Origin of the sequence: Chryseobacterium sp. c4a (genome assembly GCF_009900745.1) — a bacterium.
Lineage (GTDB): Bacteria > Bacteroidota > Bacteroidia > Flavobacteriales > Weeksellaceae > Chryseobacterium.
On record NZ_WXVU01000040.1, the window covers coordinates 1 to 1,613 of the forward strand.

The 1,613-nt window shown below is 33.4% G+C and carries 1 rRNA gene; it reads left to right on the forward strand.

Annotation, left to right across the window (positions count from 1 at the left end):
- The first annotated feature begins 16 nt into the window (after positions 1 to 16).
- A 5S ribosomal RNA gene (rrf, locus tag GTR01_RS24370) occupies positions 17 to 124 on the forward strand.
- Positions 125 to 1,613: the final 1,489 nt, after the last annotated feature.

Below are 1,613 nucleotides of genomic sequence, written 5' to 3' on the forward strand. Positions count from 1 at the left end.
TGCTATATACAACCTTTAGGGTGGTTTTAGCGGTGGGGCTCACCTGTTCCCATTCCGAACACAGAAGTTAAGCCCACCAGCGCCGATGGTACTGCTAACGCGGGAGAGTAGGCCGCCGCCAGTTTTTATTTTATTTTTAAAAATCCTTTATCGAAAGATAGAGGATTTTTTTTTGCTTTATACTTTAGGGAGTACACCACCAACCACCACCATCTATTCCTTATCATTATTCTATTATCGTTATTCCCCGTATCTTGTTATCCTGTAATGATCTCAACAGGAGTATGGAAATTAGTGAATAGTATTTACTTACTAAGCTCTATTCATTCATTCATTCTTTCTTTCTTTGTATTATAGGTTTTGGCTAAAGCCATTGGATTGTTTGTAAATGATAAAGCGGGCTAAAGCCCACTTCTATTGAATTGAGTGAACACTGTAGAAATATACCAGCCAGGGCTAACATTGTCGAGATTCCTGCGGGATGATGAAGAGAGTATAGAAATAAGGGAATGATGTTTTTACTAAGCTCTATTCTTTTCTTTCTTTCTTTCTTTCTTTGTATTATAGGTTTGGGCTAAAGCCTTTGAATTGCTTGTAAATGATAAAGCGGGCTAAAGCCCACTTCTATTGAATCGAGAGAACACTGTAGAAATATACCAGCCAGGGCTAACATTGTCGAGATTCCTGCGGGATGACAAAGAGAGCGAATCAGTAGGAATACTTCTTATTTTAGGCAGTTCTTTTTTATATCATCCGTGAATGATGTTTTTACTAAGCTCTATTCTTTCTTTGTATTATAGGTTTGGGCTAAAGCCTTTTGATTGTTTGTAAATGATAAAGCGGGCTAAAGCCCACTTCTATTGAATGGAGAGAACACTGTAGAAATATACAAGCCAGGGCTAACGTTGTCTAGATCCCTGCGGTATGACAAAGAGACTGAATAAGGAGAGTGCTTCTTGTTAGAAAGGATAAAGTTATTTTATCTCAATTTCTAATTGTTTATCACTCATTATTTGTAATTCCAATGATTAATCGTTTTTAGGGTCAAAAATAACTTGTTGTATAAGAATCTCTACTTTGATATGGCTTAACCATAGTTATGGGTAAAATAGACCTTATTTAAAGCCATTAAAATAATAGAGAATATTTAGTGGGAATTGAAAAATGGTAAATAGTTTGTGATTAGAATAATGAAATAGTGAAAATAAAAATTGAAGAATTTAATTTTGGAATGAAACAAAAGAATGCTTAGTTTCTGAGAATTAATTTTTTTGATAGGAAATTATATTCGTCCGGAATCTAAAATCCCCAAATGAGCTTATAGAATTGTTTAAAAATAAAAAAGACCTACATTTCTGTAAGTCTTTTTTTGCTCCTCCTGCTGGGCTCGAACCAGCGACCCTCTGATTAACAGAAAGAGGTTTATTATATTTCTATGTTTTTATTTGTATCACTAAAAGATTGAAAAACAAATATATAATATAATATTTTGTTTTGAGGTATTACTTTATTTTACTATTTTTGTACTATAACATTGACCTATACCTTGACTTTTATAATTTCACTATGGCAACTTACAAACGAATTTTAAAGAACAAACCCAATGCAAATGG